The 17,223-nt window shown below is 71.7% G+C and carries 17 protein-coding genes; 12 read left to right on the top strand and 5 right to left on the bottom strand.

Annotated features, from left to right (window positions below; translation table 11 throughout):
* The first annotated feature begins 65 nt into the window (after positions 1 to 65).
* On the top strand, positions 66 to 1,067 hold the full coding sequence (locus tag N1028_RS04225; protein ID WP_259525573.1) for a serine hydrolase: 1,002 nt from the start codon (positions 66 to 68) through the stop codon (positions 1,065 to 1,067).
* Between the two features lie 135 nt (positions 1,068 to 1,202).
* Here N1028_RS04225 and N1028_RS04220 read toward each other — a convergent pair whose 3' ends face one another.
* Positions 1,203 to 2,243: a LysR family transcriptional regulator gene (locus N1028_RS04220; protein WP_259525572.1), complete on the bottom strand. Its 1,041-nt coding sequence runs from the start codon at positions 2,241 to 2,243 to the stop codon at positions 1,203 to 1,205.
* Between the two features lie 93 nt (positions 2,244 to 2,336).
* On the opposite strand from N1028_RS04220, the gene N1028_RS04215 reads away from it, so the two are divergent.
* Entirely contained in the window at positions 2,337 to 3,386 is a 1,050-nt protein-coding gene (locus tag N1028_RS04215; protein ID WP_259525571.1) for an aminotransferase class V-fold PLP-dependent enzyme, read from the top strand.
* 170 nt (positions 3,387 to 3,556) lie between these two features.
* Here the strand turns inward: N1028_RS04215 and N1028_RS04210 are convergent, their stop codons facing one another.
* From N1028_RS04210 to N1028_RS04200, 3 genes are all read right to left on the bottom strand, one after another.
* A complete protein-coding gene (locus N1028_RS04210; protein WP_259525570.1) occupies positions 3,557 to 3,973 on the bottom strand; it encodes an NUDIX hydrolase in 417 nt (138 codons plus the stop codon).
* A gap of 84 nt (positions 3,974 to 4,057) precedes the next feature.
* On the bottom strand, positions 4,058 to 5,452 hold the full coding sequence (locus N1028_RS04205) for a glutamyl-tRNA reductase (RefSeq protein ID WP_259525569.1): 1,395 nt from the start codon (positions 5,450 to 5,452) through the stop codon (positions 4,058 to 4,060).
* A gap of 93 nt (positions 5,453 to 5,545) precedes the next feature.
* Positions 5,546 to 6,997: a hypothetical protein gene (locus N1028_RS04200; RefSeq protein WP_259525568.1), complete on the bottom strand. Its 1,452-nt coding sequence runs from the start codon at positions 6,995 to 6,997 to the stop codon at positions 5,546 to 5,548.
* An 85-nt stretch (positions 6,998 to 7,082) separates the two neighbouring features.
* On the opposite strand from N1028_RS04200, the gene hemE reads away from it, so the two are divergent.
* The 9 genes from hemE to N1028_RS04155 all read left to right on the top strand — a co-directional run bounded on the left by hemE (position 7,083) and on the right by N1028_RS04155 (position 15,446).
* Complete coding sequence (gene hemE / locus N1028_RS04195; protein WP_259525567.1) at positions 7,083 to 8,210, top strand: uroporphyrinogen decarboxylase; 1,128 nt, start codon at positions 7,083 to 7,085, stop codon at positions 8,208 to 8,210.
* On the top strand, positions 8,207 to 10,159 hold the full coding sequence (locus tag N1028_RS04190; protein WP_259525566.1) for a protoporphyrinogen/coproporphyrinogen oxidase: 1,953 nt from the start codon (positions 8,207 to 8,209) through the stop codon (positions 10,157 to 10,159). Before hemE ends, N1028_RS04190 begins: the two co-directional genes overlap by 4 nt.
* Before the next feature lie 142 nt (positions 10,160 to 10,301).
* Complete coding sequence (locus N1028_RS04185) at positions 10,302 to 10,775, top strand: YtxH domain-containing protein (protein WP_259525565.1); 474 nt, start codon at positions 10,302 to 10,304, stop codon at positions 10,773 to 10,775.
* A gap of 22 nt (positions 10,776 to 10,797) precedes the next feature.
* Positions 10,798 to 11,205 (top strand): phage holin family protein, encoded by a 408-nt coding sequence (locus tag N1028_RS04180; protein WP_259525564.1) that lies wholly within the window; start codon positions 10,798 to 10,800, stop codon positions 11,203 to 11,205.
* A complete protein-coding gene (locus N1028_RS04175) occupies positions 11,202 to 11,495 on the top strand; it encodes a DUF3618 domain-containing protein (RefSeq protein WP_259525563.1) in 294 nt (97 codons plus the stop codon). The genes N1028_RS04180 and N1028_RS04175 overlap by 4 nt, the downstream gene beginning before the upstream one ends.
* 183 nt (positions 11,496 to 11,678) lie before the next feature.
* Positions 11,679 to 12,425: a hydrogen peroxide-dependent heme synthase gene (hemQ, locus tag N1028_RS04170; RefSeq protein WP_259525562.1), complete on the top strand. Its 747-nt coding sequence runs from the start codon at positions 11,679 to 11,681 to the stop codon at positions 12,423 to 12,425.
* Positions 12,426 to 12,499: 74 nt separating this feature from the next.
* Positions 12,500 to 13,690 (top strand): ferrochelatase, encoded by a 1,191-nt coding sequence (locus N1028_RS04165; protein ID WP_259525894.1) that lies wholly within the window; start codon positions 12,500 to 12,502, stop codon positions 13,688 to 13,690.
* A complete protein-coding gene (hemC, locus tag N1028_RS04160; protein ID WP_259525561.1) occupies positions 13,687 to 14,634 on the top strand; it encodes a hydroxymethylbilane synthase in 948 nt (315 codons plus the stop codon). Before N1028_RS04165 ends, hemC begins: the two co-directional genes overlap by 4 nt.
* Positions 14,631 to 15,446: a uroporphyrinogen-III synthase gene (locus N1028_RS04155; RefSeq protein ID WP_259525560.1), complete on the top strand. Its 816-nt coding sequence runs from the start codon at positions 14,631 to 14,633 to the stop codon at positions 15,444 to 15,446. The genes hemC and N1028_RS04155 overlap by 4 nt, the downstream gene beginning before the upstream one ends.
* A 19-nt stretch (positions 15,447 to 15,465) precedes the next feature.
* Here the strand turns inward: N1028_RS04155 and N1028_RS04150 are convergent, their stop codons facing one another.
* Entirely contained in the window at positions 15,466 to 16,110 is a 645-nt protein-coding gene (locus N1028_RS04150; RefSeq protein WP_259525559.1) for an alpha-ketoglutarate-dependent dioxygenase AlkB, read from the bottom strand.
* Positions 16,111 to 16,226: 116 nt separating this feature from the next.
* Here N1028_RS04150 and hemB point away from each other — a divergent pair, with 116 nt between their 5' ends.
* Positions 16,227 to 17,222 carry a porphobilinogen synthase gene (gene hemB / locus N1028_RS04145; RefSeq protein ID WP_259525558.1) on the top strand — a complete coding sequence of 332 codons (996 nt, stop codon included), beginning with the start codon at positions 16,227 to 16,229 and terminating at the stop codon, positions 17,220 to 17,222.
* The last annotated feature ends 1 nt before the right edge of the window (position 17,223 follow it).

Below are 17,223 nucleotides of genomic sequence, written 5' to 3'. Positions count from 1 at the left end.
GGCTCCGGTTCGCGCCCCGCTGCGACCCTCTCGGTCGCGCCGACATCTCGAGGAGGCCTGCTGGCATGCCGGATCCGATGCGCCGCCGTGGCCGTGAAGGCCAGCGCGACGAGGCGGCCGCCGCCGACTCGCTGCAGCGCGGTCGGCGGGGCGATCCGGCGGGCAGCGGTGGCATCATCTTCCGGCAGGGTTTCGCGGCCCTGACCGAGCTCGCGCTCTCGGGCGTGCAGGTCACCGCGTGCGCCCTCGACCTCGCGACCGGGCGCGTGCTGTTCTCCGTCGACGACCACCTCTCGGTGCCGACCGCGTCGATCGGGAAGGTGCTGCTGCTGATCGAGGTGGCGGCGCGGATCTCGGCTCGGGACGGTTCCGGCTCGTCCGAGGGGTCCGACGACTCTCGCGCTCCGCGGGGCGGTGCGCGGCCGGGGCCGGGAGCGGAGGGTCTGAGCATCCTGAACCGCACGGCCCACGACACCGTCGCGGATTCGGGGCTGTGGCAGCACCTCCAGGTTCCGGCGCTCCCCGTGGTCGACCTGGCGGCGCTCATCGGCTCCACGAGCGACAACCTCGCCACGAACGTGCTGCTGCGCCGGATCGGTCTCGACGCGGTGCGTGCGCGCGCCGAGTCGCTCGGGCTCCGGCGCACGCTGCTGCTCGACATCGTGCGCGACGAGCGGGGGCCGGATGACGCGCCGCAGCTCTCGGTCGGGTCGGCTCGCGAGCTGGCGACGCTGTTCCGGCGGCTCGAGCTCGGCGAGATCGTCGACGAGACGGCGTCGCGGCTCGTGACCGGCTGGCTGCGGCTCGGAGTCGACCAGTCGCTCGTGGCGAGTGCGTTCGGATTCGATCCGCTCGCCCACACCGGGATCGACCACGGCCTCACGCTGTTCAACAAGACGGGGTCGGATGCGGGCATCCGCTCGGAGGCGGGCGTGCTCACGGGGCCGAGCGGTGGCATCTCCTATGCGGTCACGATGCGCTTCAACGACGAGCACCTGCGCAACCGCCTCGCCGTGATCGAGTCGATGCGCACGCTCGGCACCGACTTCCTGGAGCACGTGCACTGAGGTGGCGCTGCCTTGGTCCGTGCGCGTAGCCGCTGGGGCCTGCCCCGTCGTCGCCCTGTCGTCGTCATCCGCCGACTTGACACTCGATGTGCCGAAAGTCGCCGACTTGACACAAGATGTGCCAAGTCGGCGCTCTCAGACGCGACTTCTGTCAAGTCGGGGTGGGAGGCGGGGCGCGTCGTCGGGACGGGCCGTGAGGCGGCGCAGGATGCGCATGGTCTCGCCCACGGCCGGGATGCGGTCGGCACCTGGGCGCGTGACCGCCACGATCATCCGGTGGTCACCCGACGTGGTGGGGGCCGCGGCCACGCCCGGCGGCAGGGGCGACGCCGTGATGGTGAGCGCGGGCAGGAGTGCGACACCGAGGCCCTCCGCCACCATGCGCATCACGGCCACGAAGTTGTCGGTCTCGAAGGCGATCGTGGGCGCGAAGCCGCTGCGGGCACACGAGTCGAGCAGATGGGCGCGGCAGCGCGGGCAGCCGGCGATCCACGTCTCGTCGCGGAGGGCCGCGAGATCGACCGCGGTGGGCGAGGCCGGCTGGGGCGCGGCGGATGGCGTGGGGTGCTCCGGCCCGGACGGGCGCGGCAGGGCCGCGTGCCCGTGGGGCACGAGCAGGAGCAGTTCGTCGCGGGCGAGCTCGTGCACCACGAGGCCCTCGGACCCCGCGGCGAAGGGGTCGTCGCGGTCGGCGGGATGGCGGAACGCGATCGCGATGTCGATCGCCCCGTCGCGCACGGCGGCGATGGCCTCGGGCGGCTCCGCCTCGAGGTAGGTGAAGCGCACGCCCTCGTGCTCCTCGCCCATCGAGCGGATGAGCTGCGGCACGATCGTCGACGACGCCGACGGAAAGGCTGAAAGCCGCACCTGTCCCGAGCGCAGGCCCGCCAGGTCGGCGAGTTCTCCCGAGGCCGATTCGAGGGCGGCGAGCACGGTGGCGGCGTGTCTCGCGATGACGAGCCCGGCATCCGTCAACCGGATGCCGCGCCCCGCCCGCGTGACCAGGGGCATCCCGATCCGGGCCTCGACCCGCTTGATCTGCTGACTGAGCGCCGGCTGACTGAAGCCGAGCACACCGGCCGCGCGCGTGATCGAGCCGTACTCGGCCACGGCGGCCAGGAGCCGCAGGGTCTGCGAGTCGAGGTCGAAGGCGCTGGGGAGCGGGGTGAGGGTCATGAGGCGAGCGTAGCCGGATCCATCACGTCGGCTTATGGAGAGCATGGCTGACTGGGCGTTGTCCAATGAGTCACGCGGCGAGACCATGGGGGCATGAACACGATCGACCAGCTGCGGGAGCACTTCGACGTGCGGCCGGGCTACCTCGCCGCCTGCATGATCGGGGTGCCTCCGCGGGAGACGGTGGCGGCGCTCGCCGCCGACCTGGCCGACTGGTCGCACGGGCATCCGGAACCGGCTCGCTACGGCGCGGCGGTCGAGCGATCGAGGTCGGCGTACGCCGGGATGGTCGGGGTGCCGGCCGACGACGTCGCGGTGGGATCGCAGGTGTCTGTGCAGGCCTCGCTCGTCGCGGCATCGCTGCCCCCGGGCTCGGAGGTGCTCGTGGTCGACGGCGACTTCAGCTCGATGGTCTTCCCGTTCCTGGTGCAGGAGCAGCTCGGACGCATGAGCGTGCGGTGCGTGCCGCTGGAAGGGCTCGCGGATGCGATCGGGCCGGCGACGACTCTCGTGTCGTTCTCGCTCGTGCAGTCGGCCACCGGGGCGCTCGCCGATGTCGAGGCCGTGCTGGCGGCGGCGGAGCTGCACGGAGCGTCGACCTTCTGCGACACCACGCAGGCCTGCGGCTGGATGCCGGTCGACGCCTCGCGCTTCGACGCGACGGTGTGCCACGCCTACAAGTGGCTGTGCGCTCCGCGGGGCACGTCGTTCCTCACGCTGAAGGCCGCGTTCGCCGAGCGGCTCGTGCCGGCGCAGGCCGGCTGGTATGCGGGCGACGACGTGTGGGGCTCGTGCTACGGCCCCGGGATGCGGCTGGCCGCGGGGGCGCGCCGGTTCGACGTCTCGCCGGCCTGGCAGGCGTGGCTCGGCACGGCGTCGTCGCTCGAGCTGTTCGCGCGGGCCGACCTCGCCGCCGTGGGGGAGCACTGCACCGGGCTGGCCGACGAGCTCTGCGCCCGTCTCGGGGTCTCGTCGAGCGGATCGGCGATCGTGACCTGGCCGGATGCCGACGGCAGTGCCATCGCGGCGCTCACGGCGGCGGGCATCGCGGCGTCGGCGCGGGCGGGTCGGGCGCGGGTGGCGTTCCACCTCTGGAACGACGCCTCCGATGTCGAGGGCGTGTGCGAGGCCCTGGACCGCTGATCGCGCGGCGCCCCTCGCGCTCGGGGCTGCTGATCGCATCCGCTTGACAGAAGTTGCACCTCTGGCTCCCGACTTGACACAAGATGTGCCAAGTCGGCGGTTATTCGCGCAGGTAGTGGCAAGTCGTGGTGCCGGCGGTGCCGGCGCGGGCCGAGGGGGCGGGAGGCGCCTCAGTCGATGAGGCCCGCCTCCACGAGCCGGCGGAGCGTCTCCGCGCCGGCCGGCGGGCAGCGGTGGGAGTCGGCCGAGGTGACCCAGTGCAGGGCGTCGATCTCGCTCGAGGCGCGCGGCGCATCCGGTGTCGTGGCCGCGAAGACCTGCATCTCGACCTGGCGTCCCTGCGGCTCGCCGTGGGCCTGGGTCGAGACCGTGAACAGCGGCGTCACCTCGGCGGGGTCGAGCTCGACCCCGATCTCCTCGCGGGCCTCCCGCACGGCCGCCTCGATCGCGGTTTCGCCCGGATCGATCTTGCCGCCGGGCATGTAGTGCACGTCGCGGGCCCGGGCAGTCACCATGAGCAGCCGGCGGTCCCGGATGAGCGCGACGGCCGCGACCCGGATCGGGGGCAGCTGATTGTCATCGGTCACGCGTCACCTGCTCGTCCACTTGACAGAAGCTGCGCTCATTCTCGTCGACTTGGCACATCTTGTGTCAAGTGAGTGAGGAGGGGGTCAGGCGCCCGCGCGGCGGTAGTCGTCGAGGTCGATGGGGCCGGCGTCGGACGACTCTGCGAGCGACGACTCGAGCGCGGTCTGGAGAGCCGAGCGCTGGGCGGCCTCGGAGCCCAGCCCGAAGAGGGTCTCGACCGCCGCGAACACCTCGTCGGCCCGGCCGTCGCGCGCGAGCTCGCGCGCCCGCACCGAGGGCGAGTGCAGGATGACACCCACGAGGTGCCGGAGCGCCCGCTCGGTCTGTGCGGCGGCCTCCGCCCCGCTCAGGGTGGCGGTGGGCGAGCCGCCGAACGCACCGGCACGCCCGCGGGAGCGCTCGATCTCGGCGTCGAGGAGGTCGAACAGATGCGCGCGCAGCGAGACGACCGCGGGGGTGACCGCAGCTTCGGCCTTGCCCGCGCGGTACTCGGCGGCAGCCTGGTCGACGAGCGCCCGCGCATCCGACTCGGCGTTCAGCTCGTCGAGGGGGGCGTGCAGGCTGATGGTCTCGAGGTCGAGCAGCTCGGTGCCGTGGAGGCCCGAGACGGAGGGGTCGACGTTGCGGGGCAGCCCGAGGTCGATCACGAGACGGCGCTCGAGCGCACCCGGGAGGGCCGCTGCAGCAGCGAGGTGCCCGGCGTCGAGCACCACGGTCTCGGCGGTCGAGCAGGTGATGACGACGTCGGCGGTCGCCACGGCCTCGAGGTAGCCCTCGGCCGCCACGGGCTCGAGCTCCTGCTTGGCGGCGAAGGCCACGGCGCGGCCGGAGGGGGAGTAGACGCGGATGTCGGTGACACCCCGATCGCGCAGGTTCGAGAGCGTGACCCGCGCGTACTGACCCGTGCCCACGAGCAGCACGCGCGTGCGGGCCCACTCGGTGACGCGGCTCTCAGCCAGATCGAGGGCGAGGCGGGCGAGCGAACGACCGGCACCGCCGAGCCCGGTCTTCGTCTTGACGCCTCGCGAGGTGTGGGCGGCGCGCTGGAAGAGTCGCTCGAGGTCGGAGGAGGTGGTGCCCTCGATGCGCGCGGTGCTGAGGGCACGCTTGACCTGCCCGGCGATCTCGTCTTCACCCACCACGACGGATTCGAGACCCGACGACACCGAGAAGAGGTGGTCGGCCACGGTGTCGCCGCAGAGCACGGTGAGGCTGTCGCGCAGTTCGCCCACGTCGGTGCCCGCCGCTCCGCCGAACTCCTCGGCCGCCTGCTCGACGGCCAGGGAGACCCCGGCGGTGAGCGGCTCGTCGATGTCGAGGTAGGCCTCGAAGCGGTTGCAGGTGGCGAGCACGACAGCTCCCTGCACGAAGTCGCTCTCGGCGACCAGCCGCTTGGCCACGTCTGCGGTGCCCACCGAGAGCTTCTCGAGGAGGTCGAAGCTCGCGTTCCGGTGGTTCGCGGTCAGGCAGATGAGCACTGAGCAATTGTACGCCCGTTGCGGATGTGCCCGTGCTGAACGCGGAGCATCCGTCGGGTGGGGCGCGGGGTCACGGTGTCGGGGGCGCCGCGGTCAGTCCCACAGCACCGTCGGGTTCTCGGCCGCCATGTCGACCGAAGGACTGCCGAGCGACGGTCCGAACAGCAGGCTGCAGACACCGGTCTGCCCGTTCTGCGTGCACGGCGCCTCGACGTCGATCGAGCCGATGTAGTCGCCCTGCGCGAGCGTCGGATTGTCGTAGCTGAGCGTCGCCTCGAGCGAGTCCAGCGTGGCGATCGTGTCGGCGGGCAGCGTGCGCTTGATGGTGCCGTCGGTGAGCTGCGTGCCGTCGTCGAGCGTGGGCTGCAGGTCGAGTCCGCAGCCGGCGACGAGCGCCGTGGAGGCGACGCAGGCGTCGACCGCAGCGCGCACGAGGCTGCGGAACTGGGCGAGCCCCGCCTCCGAGAGCTCGGCGGTGGTGTCGGAGAAGTCGGCCGAGGAGTACGGATCAGTGACCACGATGGTGGAGGTGCCGGCGATCGTGAAGTTCGGCAGGTCGGTGGCGAGCTCGTATGTGCCCGGGAAGACCTGCAGGTCGTCGCCCTCGGCCGGTTGGCCGTTGACCGTGACGTCGAGCCCGTCGAACTGGCCGAGCGGGAGGTAGGCGAGGCCGCTGTTGATCTCCCAGACGCCGTCGTCGTCGTAGTCGAGCAGCGAGAACTCGGTGTCGACGGAGGAGCCGCCGAGATCGTACGACGTGGTCACGATGGCGGAGCCGCTGTCGACGACCTCGTTGAGGACCGTGACGTCGGTGATGGCTCCCAGCTCGGCGGAGGCGGCCAGCACCTCGTCGGTGAGGAGCGTGTCGTCCTGCGGCTCGTCGGAGAGGAGACCGAGGGCGGTCTCGGCATCTCCCTCGGAGAGGGCGGTGAGGTAGTCGGTGACGACCACGGAGGGGGAGTCGCCCGCGTCGCTGCCCGAACCTCCTGCGCCGGGGTCGCCTCCGCGGGAGCCGGCGAACTGGTTGACCAGGACGACGGCGATCACGATGACGATCACGAGCACCAGCGCGACGGCGCCGAGGATGATGCCCACGAGGGCGCCGGTGCCGAGGCGCTTGCGCGGGGGCTGGGGGCCTTGCGGGCCCTGGGGTCCCTGGGGGCCTTGGCCGGGAGTCTGAGGGTAACCGGGGTGGGGCTGCTGCTGCGCGTAGGGCTGCTGGGGCTGGTTCGTCTGGGGGTAGCCGGGGTGGCGCTGCTGGCCGTAAGGCGGCTGGGGCTGCTGGGGCTGACTCGCCTGGGGGTAGCCGGGGTGGGGCTGCTGCTGGGCGTAGGGCTGCTGGGGTGTCTGCGGCGGCTGGTACTGGGGTGGCTGATACTGCGGCGGCTGGTACTGGGGCGGCTGCTGACCCGGGTAGGCCGGATACGTCGGTGCCGCATCCGGAGTGCCCTGCGTCGGTGCCGCATCCGGAGTGCCCTCGGTCGGACGCTGCTCAGGTGCGCCCTGGGCGTCGTCTCGCTGGTCGTCGGCCTTGTCGTCGCTCATGGAGCCTCCCCGTCTGCGTCCTGTCTACCACCCGAGGGCACCGGTGGCCCAGCCTCCGCGCATCCGGGTTCCGTAGGATGTGGCGGTGACTCTGCCCGCGAACCACCCCCTCGAAGACGGCCGAACGAGCGCATCCGCTCTGGTCACCACCTACCGTGGAACCCGCGGCGACCGCACGCCGGTGTGGTTCATGCGGCAGGCCGGCCGGTCGCTGCCGGAGTACCGCGAGCTGCGGGTGGGCACGCGGATGCTCGACGCCTGCCTCGACCCGGCGATGGCGAGCGAGATCACGCTGCAGCCGGTTCGCCGGCACGGGGTCGACGCGGGCATCTTCTTCAGCGACATCGTCATCCCGCTGAAGCTCGCGGGAGTCGACGTGGAGATCGAGCCAGGGCGCGGCCCCGTGCTCGCGAAGCCCGTGCGCACGCTCGCCGATGTCTCGGATCTCCAGGATCCGGCCGGTGCCGACTTCTCGGCCATCGCGCAGGGCGTCGCCCTGACCGTCGCGGCGCTCGGCAGCACGCCGCTGATCGGCTTCGCCGGGGCACCGTTCACGCTCGCGGCCTACCTCGTGGAAGGCGGCCCGTCGAAGGACCACATCCGCGCCCGCACCCTCATGCACTCCGATCCCGAGGCGTGGGACGGACTGCTCACCTGGGCCGCCGACGTCACGGGCGCCTTCCTGCGCGCGCAGGTGCTCGCCGGCACGAGCGCGGCGCAGCTGTTCGACTCGTGGGTTGGGTCGTTGTCGAAGGCCGACTACGTGGCGCGCGTGGCGCCGTACTCCGCGCGGGCGCTCGCCGCCATCCGGGATCTCGACGTGCCCGTTGTGCACTTCGGCGTGGGCAGCGGTGAGGTGCTGGCCGAGATGCGGGACGTGGGGGCCGGAGGCGATCCGGGTGCTCCTCGAGTGGATGCGGTGGGGGTCGACTGGCGCATCCCGCTCGACGAGGCCGCGCGCCGGCTCGGGGGTTCGGTGACGGTGCAGGGCAACGTCGATCCGGCGCTGTTGGCTGCTCCCTGGCCGGTTCTCGAGGCGCACGTGCTCGACGTGCTGCGGCGCGGGCGGAGTGCCAGGGCGCACGTGCTGAACCTCGGGCACGGGGTTCCGCCCGAGACGGATCCGGCGGTGCTGACCCGGATCGTCGAGCTCGTTCATGCGCAGGGCGGCGCGGCGGGCGGGGAGGACTCGGCCGGGGAGAGCCGGTCGTGAGCGATCCGGAGTCCGGGCGGCTCGGCGGGGAGCCGGACGGGGCCCGTTCGGGCGGGGTCGGGTCGGATGCGGCCGGGGCGGTGCCGGTCCGGTCGGGCGGGGCCGGGTCGGATGCGGCCGGGCCGGTGCCGGTCGGGTGGGGCGGGGTCGGGTCGGATGGGGCCGGGCCGGTGCCGGTCGGGTCAGGCGGTGCTGCGTCGGATGGGGCCGGGTCGGTTGTGGCTGATGACGTCGACGCTGCGACTGCCGGCGCTGGCACCGATTGCGACGTCGTCGTGGTGGGCGGCGGTGTCGCCGGGCTCGTGATGGCACGACAGCTGGCACGACTGGGGCTGGCGGTGACCGTCGTGGAGCAGCGCGAGGCGCTCGGCGGCTTCGTGGCCTCGCACGAGGTGGGCGGTGTGCGACTCGACGCGGGGGCCGAGAGCTTCGCCACGCGGAAGGGCACCGTGGCGGGCCTGGCGAAGGAGCTCGGACTCGGCGACGACATCCTGACGCCGAGGCCGGCCGGAGCCTGGGTGGCCTGGGACGGCGGAGCTGCTCCGCTGCCCGCCGCCGGGGTGCTCGGCATTCCCGGGGTGCCGCTCGCCGACGACGTGCGCCGCATCATCGGCTGGGGCGGATCGCTCCGCGCCTACCTCGACCGCCTCATGCCCCTTCTTCGCGTGCGGCCCGAGCACGATCTCGGCGACATCGTGCGTCGTCGCATGGGCGCGAAGGTGCTCGACCGGCTCGTGACACCCGTGGTCGCCGGCGTGCACAGCGCCGACCCCTCGATGGTCGACGTGCGCACGGTGGCGCCTGGCCTCACGCAGGCGATGACGACTCAGGGATCGCTCTCGGGTGCCGTGATGGCGCTGCGCGAGCAGGCCCCGGCGGGGTCGCAGGTGCAGGGCATCGTGGGCGGGGTGTTCCGGATCGTCGAGGCGCTCGAGGCGGATGCGCGGTTCTACGGGGTGCGGATTCTGACGTCGGCGCGGGTAGCCGGCGTGACGCGCCTGGGTTCGCCGCAGGAGGAGGCGGCGGCCGCGGGGGCTGCGCCTGCTTCTGCGCGGACTTCGCCAGCTCTCGGCGCGACCGAGGCGTATGCGGTGGAGGTCGTGCACAGGGTTGGCGATCTTCGTGCGGGCGCGGATGCGGGTGCGGGCGCTGCGGGCGCGACTCCAGCCGGAGCGGCTGCGGGCGCGGCGGCCGAGTCGGTTGCTGGCGGGGACGGCGCTGAGACGATCCGGGCGCGGGCCGTCGTGGTGGCGACCGACTTCCGGCCGGGGCTCGCGCTCCTGGCGGGGCTCGGCGTGGGGACGGCAGCGGCCGGCGCCACCGCGGCCCTGCCGGGGGAGGCGGAGTGGCCGGAGCCGGCATCCGTGACCCTGGCCACCCTCGTGGTCGACGACGCGAGGCTGGACGCCCGCCCGCGGGGCAGTGGGGTGCTCGTGGCGGAGGGCACGCCCGGTGTCACGGCCAAGGCGCTCACCCACTCGAGCGCCAAGTGGGAGTGGCTCGGTGCGAGCCTTCCAGCCGGCCGGCACGTGCTGCGGCTGTCGTACGGGCGGCGTCCGACGCCGGCCGGCACGAAGGCGGCGGGCACGACGTCGGCGGGCGCGAAGGCGGCGGCCGAGGCGGCGCGGCCCGCGGCTGCTGCACCCCGGGTCGACCGGGCGACCGCGCTTCGCGACGCGAGCGCGCTGCTCGGAGTGCCCTTGCGGGAAACCGACGTGGTCGACTTCGCCGTCACGGCGTGGAACGACTCGCTCGCCTTCGCGACGGTCGGCCACAAGGCGCGGGTGCGCCAGACGCTCGCGGCGGTCGCCGAGGTGCCGGGGCTCGACGTGGTGGGAGCGTGGGTGTCCGGCACGGGGCTCGCGGCCACCGTCGAGCACGCCCGGGTCACGGCCTCCGGTCTCGCGGCAGAGCTCCGCGGTGATCGCAGACTCGACCGCGAGGACTGACGGGCCCGGCAGACCTGGCCCGACTCACCTGACCCGACGGACTGACTGACCGTCGACCGAGAACCTCTCCGCCGCCGTCATGCGGCTCCAGAGCGAGAGGGCTACGCTGGTGGAGACCTTGAAGTCATCGATCGGAGATCACATGCGCGGAAAGATCGTGTTCGTCGTCGGCCTCGCCACAGGGTATGTCCTGGGCACCCGCGCCGGTCGTGAGAGGTACGAGCAGATCAAGGCCGGTGCCGAGAAGGTATGGAGCACTCCCACCGTGCAGGCCGGTGTGGAGAAGGTGCAGGAGTTCGCCGGCGCACGTGTCGACGTGGCGAAGTCGAAGCTCTCTCGCCAGGCTCGCAACGCCCTCGCCTCGCTCATCGGCCGTGAGCCGCTGAACGACCCGAAGCAGTCGACCAGCCGACCGGCGTCGAAGGCCCCTGCAACGCGCAAGCCCGCCACCCGCCCGAGCTCGGCCGCCGGCACGGCAGCCAAGCCGGCCGCTGCGAAGTCGGCCGCCGCGAAGCCGGCCGCGGCGAAGACGACCGCGGCGAAGACGACCTCCACCAAGCCCACCGCCGCGACGTCCGGCGCCGCGGCGTCCGACTCGTCCGATTCGGGCGAGTAGCCCGAGAACTGGAGTACACCCCGTGACCGAAGAACGCGACAAGCGCGCTCGCCGCTCGCTCGTCTCCCTGTTCGCCGAGCTCCCCACTCTCGTCATCCAGCTCCTCAAGGACGAGATCGAGAACCTCAAGCGCGAACTCACCGCCCGGCTGGCGAAGCTCGGCATCGGTATCGGCCTGTTCGTGGCCGCCGCCCTCTTCGCTTTCTTCGCTCTCGCGACGCTCATCGCTGCAGCGGTACTCGGAATAGCCACCGCGCTCCCCGCCTGGCTCGCAGCCCTGATCGTGGCCGGCGGACTCCTCGTGCTCACTGCCATCCTCGCGCTGATCGGCGTCTCGTCACTCAAGAAGGGGCTGCCGCCGGTGCCCGAGGAGGCCATCTCGAGCATCAAGAAGGACATCAACACGGTGAAGGGATTGGGCCAGCCATGAGCGCAGCAGCGGACAAGTCGAAGGCCGCCGTCTCGCCGGCGGATCGCAGCAGCAGCGAGCTGCAGGCCGACATCGAGAAGACCCGCACCGACCTCCGGGCCACTCTCGACGCGATCGAGTTCCGTCTCAACGTGCCCAAGCAGGCCAGGCACGCCGCCCACCGCATGAAGAGCAGAATCACGCGCTTCCAGGCCGCCAACCCGGTGGCCTTCGCCGCAGTCGCAGCCGGGGCGGCCGCTCTCGTCGTGACCGCCGGGGTGCTCGGCTACCGTTCGGCAGCTCGCCGCTAGCTGCTCCGCGTGGGCTTCGCGGTCCCTCCGGACTGCGGGATCAGCACCGCACCGAAGAGAGCAGCACCGAAGAGAGCAGCACCGACGAGAGCACCACCGACCAGAGCAGCACCGCAGAGCAGCATCGCTGCCGCACCACCCCCCAGCACCACCGCACCACATCGCACCGAAATGAAGAGGAACATGACTGACGACCCGACAGTCGCACCCACCGAGACCCACATCGCCCGCGACATCGAGGGATCCGACCCCGTTCCGGTGGTGGGGTACACGCTCTGGGCCGTCTTCCGCCGCAACCCCGAGCAGCCGCTCGCGATCGACGGGCACGACGTGGCCGGAGCGCTCGAGGAGGTCGACGGCGTCATCGCCATGATCGAGGACGAAGACGTCATGGTGCGCGGCATCTACGACGTCTCGGGCCTGCGGTCGGACGCCGACATCATGGTGTGGCTCCACGGCAGCGTGCCCGAGACCTTGCAGTGGGCGCTCCGCCAGTTGCGCCGCACGAGCCTGTTCGTGACCCTCCTCCCCACCTGGAACGCGATGGGCGTGCACCGGGACGCCGAGTTCTCCGCCAACCACCTCCCCGCGTTCATGCGCGGCAAGGAGCCGGCGGCGTGGCTGACGGTCTACCCGTTCGTGCGCTCCTACGAGTGGTACATCCTCCCCGAGGACGAGCGCCGGCGGATGCTCGCCGAACACGGCCGGCAGGGTGCCCAGTACCGCTCCGTTCTCACCAACACCGTGGCGTCCTTCGCGCTCGGCGACTACGAGTGGATCCTGGCTCTCGAGGACGACGACCTGTTGAACCTGGTCGATCTCATGCGCCACCTGCGGGCGACGGATGCGCGCCTCCACGTGCGCGAGGAGGTCCCCTTCTACACGGGGCGGCGGATCGAGGTCGCCGAGATCGTGGAGGTGCTGCAGTGAGCGCCCTGAACCTGGGCGCCGGTGACCCCGGCACAGGCTCGACCGTCGATTCATTCGGCACACCCGCCCCTGTCGTGCTCGCCGCGAGCCCGGCCGCTCTGCACGGTCCGGAGCACGTCACGGTGCCCGTGGCCTACGACGCCATCCTCCTCGCCTCGTTCGGCGGGCCGGAGGGTCAGGACGACGTGATCCCGTTCCTCCGCAATGTGACCCGGGGTCGCGGCATCCCGGACGAGCGGCTCGAAGAGGTGGCCCACCACTACCGCGCCTTCGACGGCATCAGCCCGATCAACGCCCAGAACCGCGCCCTCAAGGCCGCTCTCGAGGCCGAGATCGCCGAGCGCGGCCTCGATCTGCCGGTGCTCTGGGGCAACCGCAACTGGGATCCCTACCTCCGCGATGCCCTCCTGGAGGCCGACGAGCGCGGCTACCGCTCGCTCATCGCGGTCGCGACGAGCGCCTACAGCTCGTACTCCAGCTGCCGGCAGTATCGCGAGGACTTCGCGATCGCGCTGGACGAGACCGGCCTCGGTGGGCAGATCACGATCGACAAGGTGCGGCAGTTCTTCGACCATCCCGGGTTCGTGCGCCCCTTCATCGACGGTGTGCGCGATGCGCTGGCCGACATCGAGGCACGCTTCGAGGGGATCGATCTCGCGAGCGAGGTCGAGGTGCTCTTCACAACCCACTCCATTCCCTCGGCCGACGCCGAACGCTCGGGGCCCGCAGCTCGCGGCTTCGGTGCCGGAGGGGCCTACGCCGCTCAGCACGAGGCCGTGGCCGAGGTGGTCATGATGGCTGCGGCGGGCGGTGGCACGGGCGGAACCGGGGCAGGCGCCTCCGGACCCGCCGTGTCGTGGCAGCTCGTGTACCAGTCGCGCTCCGGACCGCCGAGCCAGCCGTGGCTCGAACCCGACATCAACGACGCGATCGCCGAGCTTCCGGCGCGGGGCATCCGCGCCGTGGTGATCGTGCCGCTCGGCTTCGTGAGCGACCACATGGAGGTGCTCTGGGATCTCGACAACGAGGCGCTCACGAGCTGCGAGGAGCACGGCCTCTACGGGGTGCGCACGCCCACGCCAGGGATCGACCCGGCGTACGTGAAGGGTCTCGTCGACCTCGTGCTCGAGCGCGTTCACGGCACCGCCGTGGCTGCGCGGCCGGCCGTGACGAGGCTCGGACCGTGGTACGACGTGTGCCGCCCCGGCTGCTGCGAGAACGTTCGGCTCGGCTTCAAACCCGCTGTCTCAGGAATAGCGCCGTGAGTTCCCGGCCGCTGCGGGTCGCCACCCGGGGCAGTGCTCTCGCTCGGGCGCAGACCGGTCATGTGGTGGCCGCCCTGCATGAGGCGACCGGTGTCGAGATCGACGTCGTCATCATCACGTCGGAGGGCGACAGGTCGAAGGAGTCGCTTGCGAGCCTCGGCGGGACCGGGGTGTTCGCGAGCGCACTCCGCGAGGCCCTCACGGCCGGCGAGTGCGACATGATCGTGCACTCCCTCAAGGATCTGCCGACCGCTCCGTACCGGGGACTCACGATCGGCGCGGTGCCCGAGCGCGAGGATCCGCGCGACGCCCTGTGCAGCCGCGACGGTCTCATGCTCGACGAATTGCCCGAGGGGGCCCGTGTGGGCACCGGTTCACCGCGACGAATGGCCCAGCTGCTCGCCCTGCGACCCGACCTCGAGATCGTCGACATCCGCGGCAACGTCGACACCAGACTCGCTCGCGTGCGCGACGGGGATCTCGACGCCGTCGTACTCGCGTCGGCAGGGCTTGCCAGGCTCGGTAGGCTGGACGCAGCATCCGAACTGTTCGCGCTCGACATCTGGCCGACCGCACCGGGGCAGGGTGCACTCGCGATCGAAATCCGAGAGGGCGACAGCATTCCCGAACTGTTGAGCATCGAGCACTCCGCCACGCGCACGGCTGTTCTGGCCGAGCGCTCGGTTCTCGCCGCCCTCGAGGCGGGCTGTGCCGCTCCCATCGGGGCCACCGCCGCTGTGACCGGCGACCTCCTCGAGCTCTCGGCCACCGTGTACCAGCCCGATGGAGCCGCCGAGCTCGGCTGCGAACGGAGCGCCGAACTGCTCGGCGACGACCACCTCGTGGCCGATCTCCTCGGCCAGGCAGTGGCCACCCAGCTCCTCGAGGACGGAGCGGCGGAGATCGCGCCCCTCAGCGGGCGCGGCCCGGAGGAGTCGGCGTGACGGCCTGGTCGAAGCGGCCCCTCGGAGGCTGGCGCATCCTCGTTCCGCGCGGCGGGCCGTGGGGTCACGGCGTGGCTGCGGACCTGCGCGCCGTCGGAGCCAAACCCATCGTCGCGCCCATGATCAACTTCGCGCCCACGGAAGACGCGGAGACCCTCGATCGGGCTCTCGAGGCGCTCGCGGCGGGTCGATTCGACTGGCTCACGATGACGAGTGCCACGACCGTCGACGTGCTCACCGCTCATCAGGCGGTCGTGCCTGGCTCGACCCACATCGCCGCCGTGGGAGAGACCACTGCCGCCGCGCTCACGGCCGCCGGCTACAAGGTGGATCTGGTGCCTCCGGAGGACAACTCGGCCAAGGGGCTGCTGCGTGAGCTCAAGCGCTTCGAGCAGTTCGGCCCCGAGCTTCGCGTGCTGACCCTCCGCAGCGACATCGCGAAGCCCGTGCTCACCGAGGGGCTCATCAAGCGGGGCCACACCGTCGAGTCCGTGGTGGCCTACCGCACGATCGGCGTCGAGGTCGATCCGCAGATCCGCACCGACATCGCCGAGGGCTCCATCGACGCCGTGTTCGTGACCTCCGGATCGGTCGCCGAGCAGGTGCAGAAGCAGCTCGGCCCCATTCCGGAGTCGACGCTCGTGGCGGCGATCGGGCCGCGCACGGCCGAGGACGCGCGGGCCTACGGCCTGCGGGTCGACGTGATCGCCAAGGGACGCTCCGCCGAATCGCTCATCAACGCGGTGATCGAGGTGGCGAATGCCCGACGTGCGGCCGACCCGGATGCCGAGACGGACGACTTCGGGCACTGACCCGTTCACGCTGACCTTCTCACGAGGACCACACCGGCCTGAACTGCACGCTGATGCGCGGGCCCACCGCCTGTTTCGTCTTCAGCACGGCGTGCTCGTGCGTGCGCTGGCAGCTGCCGCCCATCACCACGAGGTCTCCGTGACCGACCGGGAACCTGAGGGTCTCCCGAGGGCCGTCGCCGGCCTCCTTGGGCCGCACCGAGAGGGTCCGCTCCGCGCCCACGGAGACGATCGCGACCATCGTGTCGCCGTCTATCGCCCTGCCCACCCGGTCGCCGTGCCAGGCGACACTGTCGTCTCCGGTGCGGTAGAAGCACAGCCCGGCGGTCTCGAACACCTGACCGGCGGGCCGCCCGTAGTGGTCGTTGAGCGCATCCTGGGCCCGGGTGAGCACGAGATCGGGGTAGTGAGCCCCCCGACCGAAGTGAGCCACCAGGCGCGGCACGTCGACGACCCGGTCGAACATCTCGCGGCGGTCGGCCTTCCACGGCACGTCGAGAGCGAGGCGCTCGAAGAGCGAGTCTGAGTTGGAGAGCCACCCCGGCCGCACATCGACCCAGGCGCCCTGCCCGAGCTCGGTGCGCTGCACGGTGGAGCCGAGCGGGCCGAGCCCGGGGTCGGCGTCGAGGTCGTCGAAGAGGGAGGACTGATACACGAGATCCATGTCGGCCACCTTACCGACATTCGAAACTATGTTCGATGGTTGTGGAGAAGTCGGATCGTTCTCCACAGCTTCTGCGCGGTCGGCTCGCTCGCACCGGGTCGACATAGGCTGGGAGCATGGATCAAGGAGTCTTCCCCGCTGTGCGACCTCGTCGCCTCCGCAGCACACCGGCCATGCGCCGGCTCGTCGCGGAGACGCGCATCGACCCCGCGCAGCTCGTGCTGCCGCTCTTCGTGCGCGACGACATCGTGGAGCCCACGCCCTTGCAGTCGATGCCCGGGGTGGTGCAGCACACCTTCGACAGCCTCAAAGGCGCCGTCGCGGAGGCCGCTGAGGTCGGTCTCGGCGGGGTGATGCTCTTCGGCGTGCCCGCCGACTCCGCGAAGGATGCCTCGGGCAGCGCCGCGACCGATCCCGACGGCGTGCTCAACGCGGCCACCCGCCTCGTCGCATCCGAAGTGGGTGAGGCCCTCGTGGTGCAGACCGACCTGTGCCTGGACGAGTTCACCGACCACGGCCACTGCGGGGTGCTCGCGGCCGACGGCTCCGTCGACAACGACGCCACCCTCGTGCGCTACCGAGACATGGCGGTCGAGCAGGCGCGCGCCGGGTCTGCGCTGCTCGGGCTCTCCGGGATGATGGACGGCCAGGTCGCGGCGGTGCGTGCGGCCCTCGACGCCGACGGTTTCGAGCACGTCGCCATCCTCGCCTACGCGGCGAAGTACGCGTCTGCGTTCTACGGACCGTTCCGTGAGGCGGTGGGATCGACCCTCCGCGGCGACCGCAAGACCTACCAGCTCGACCCGGCCAACGGGCGCGAGGGTCTCCGCGAAGCGCTCCTCGATGTGGCGGAGGGCGCCGACGTCGTGATGGTGAAACCCGCGTTGAGCTACCTCGATCTCGTGGCCGAGGTCTCGGCGGCCGTCTCCGTGCCCACCTGGGCCTATCAGGTGTCGGGGGAGTACGCCATGATCGAGGCGGCCGCCGCGAACGGCTGGATCGACCGGGAGCGCGCGATCCTGGAATCCCTCACGAGCATCCGCCGCGCCGGCGCCGAGGCCGTGCTCACCTACTGGGCGGTCGAGGTCGCCCGCACACTGAAGGGCCTGTGAA

This window comes from Herbiconiux oxytropis, assembly GCF_024979315.1.
Classification (GTDB): domain Bacteria; phylum Actinomycetota; class Actinomycetes; order Actinomycetales; family Microbacteriaceae; genus Herbiconiux; species Herbiconiux oxytropis.
This window is presented reverse-complemented; position numbering and strand designations above follow the sequence as displayed.

Bases quoted from the DNA above. Each gene is read 5' to 3' on its own strand.
- N1028_RS04225 (WP_259525573.1), top strand. From the start codon at position 66: ATGCCGGATCCGATGCGCCGCCGTGGCCGTGAAGGCCAGCGCGACGAG.
- N1028_RS04220 (WP_259525572.1), bottom strand. From the start codon at position 2,243: ATGACCCTCACCCCGCTCCCCAGCGCCTTCGACCTCGACTCGCAGACC.
- N1028_RS04215 (WP_259525571.1), top strand. From the start codon at position 2,337: ATGAACACGATCGACCAGCTGCGGGAGCACTTCGACGTGCGGCCGGGC.
- N1028_RS04200 (WP_259525568.1), bottom strand. From the start codon at position 6,997: ATGAGCGACGACAAGGCCGACGACCAGCGAGACGACGCCCAGGGCGCA.
- N1028_RS04185 (WP_259525565.1), top strand. From the start codon at position 10,302: ATGCGCGGAAAGATCGTGTTCGTCGTCGGCCTCGCCACAGGGTATGTC.
- N1028_RS04175 (WP_259525563.1), top strand. From the start codon at position 11,202: ATGAGCGCAGCAGCGGACAAGTCGAAGGCCGCCGTCTCGCCGGCGGAT.
- hemQ (WP_259525562.1), top strand. From the start codon at position 11,679: ATGACTGACGACCCGACAGTCGCACCCACCGAGACCCACATCGCCCGC.
- N1028_RS04150 (WP_259525559.1), bottom strand. From the start codon at position 16,110: ATGGATCTCGTGTATCAGTCCTCCCTCTTCGACGACCTCGACGCCGAC.
- hemB (WP_259525558.1), top strand. From the start codon at position 16,227: ATGGATCAAGGAGTCTTCCCCGCTGTGCGACCTCGTCGCCTCCGCAGC.